This is a genomic window from Oscillibacter sp. CAG:155, assembly GCA_000436875.1.
In the GTDB taxonomy this organism is placed as follows: domain Bacteria; phylum Bacillota; class Clostridia; order Oscillospirales; family Oscillospiraceae; genus Oscillibacter.
Genome location: FR890956.1, coordinates 1 through 1,274 on the forward strand (window position 1 = coordinate 1; position 1,274 = coordinate 1,274).

Genomic DNA, 1,274 nt, shown 5'->3' on the forward strand with positions numbered 1-1,274 from the left:
TGTGCTCTCCCGCTGCCTCCTGGCCTACGGCGGTCTCCCCCAGTGCGGCAACGCCTACTGCGATCTCTTTTCCCGCGGCGGCCACGCCTCCGGCGTACACGCCCACGGCGCAGGAACCGAAGGCCGCAATCCCCACCGCCACGGCTCCCAGCGCTCCCACGCCTGCGGACAGCGCCCCCAGGGACAAAAGGCCCACGGAGAGGGCGCCGATGCTAAAAAGGCCCACGCTGCAGGCTCCCACTGCCACCACACCCACAGCGGTATTGCCGATGGCGATGATCCCCTTGGCCACGCTGTCCCGGCCCCAGAAACCGCGGCGGGTCAGTCGGATGGACACCAGCGGGAGGCCGAAGAGCTGCTTCTTGCTGTCGTAGGAATACCCCCGCATATATCGGGTCAGATCGTCCATTTTGGCCTCCAGGCGGGCAGCCCGATTCTCCTCCATATCCACCGCCCGGTCGGGGTCTGGCAGGTCCAACTGTTCCTTTACCAGAGCATCCACCGTCACACTGAAAAGGTCTGACAGTGCGATCAGCTTTCCCAGCTCCGGCATGGCGGTACCGGACTCCCATTTACTGACAGACTGCCGGGTGACGCCCAGAAAGTCTGCCAGCTGCTCCTGGCTGAGGCCCCGTCTGCGCCGGAGCTCCGTCAGTTTGTCCGAAAATTGCATGGCTTGTACACTCGCTTTCCCTTTGGATAGGCAAAAGAATAGACCAACCGCCGCATTCCGGCAAGAACGCGGCGGTTGGAAGTTTGTCAACTTCAGGTTGCAGGCACTGGGGCACAGCGTTTTGCCGGATTACCAGATGCCCAGCAGGTGCTGGACCAGCAGACTGACACAGGCAATGGCCACCCAGCAGCAAAAGCCCATGAAGATGGGTTTTCCGCCGGTCTTGACCAGCTTGACGATGTCGGTGTTGAGACCGATGGCCACCATGGCCATAACGATGAAGAACTTGCTGGCGCTCTTCAGGAAGCTCACCAAGCCTGCGGGAATGGGCAGCAGCGTGGTGATGATGGACGCCACCAAAAACAGCAGCACGAACCAGGGGAAGATCTTCTTGATGTCCACCTGGGCACCGCCCTGCTTTCCTTCCCGCCGGGTGCGCAGCAGCGCCAGCACCAGCGTGATGGGGATGATGGCCAGCGTCCGGGTCATCTTTACGATGGCAGCAGTGTCCAGCGTGTTGGCGCCGGGATGCATGCCGTCCCAGGCGGCAGCGGCGGCCCGAACGGAAGAGGGGGCGTTGGAAAGCGGGGCGGGAAAGAGA

The 1,274-nt window shown here is 62.6% G+C and carries 2 protein-coding genes; both read right to left on the minus strand.

Going from position 1 to position 1,274, the window contains the following annotated elements; all coding sequences use genetic code 11:
* Positions 1–673: helix-turn-helix domain-containing protein (locus QZL67_RS10685; RefSeq protein WP_292920317.1), on the minus strand; the 673-nt coding region annotated here is incomplete at its 3' end.
* A 129-nt stretch (positions 674–802) separates the two neighbouring features.
* On the minus strand, positions 803–1,274 hold a 472-nt coding region (locus tag QZL67_RS10690; protein WP_292920319.1), incomplete at its 5' end, for a putative sulfate exporter family transporter.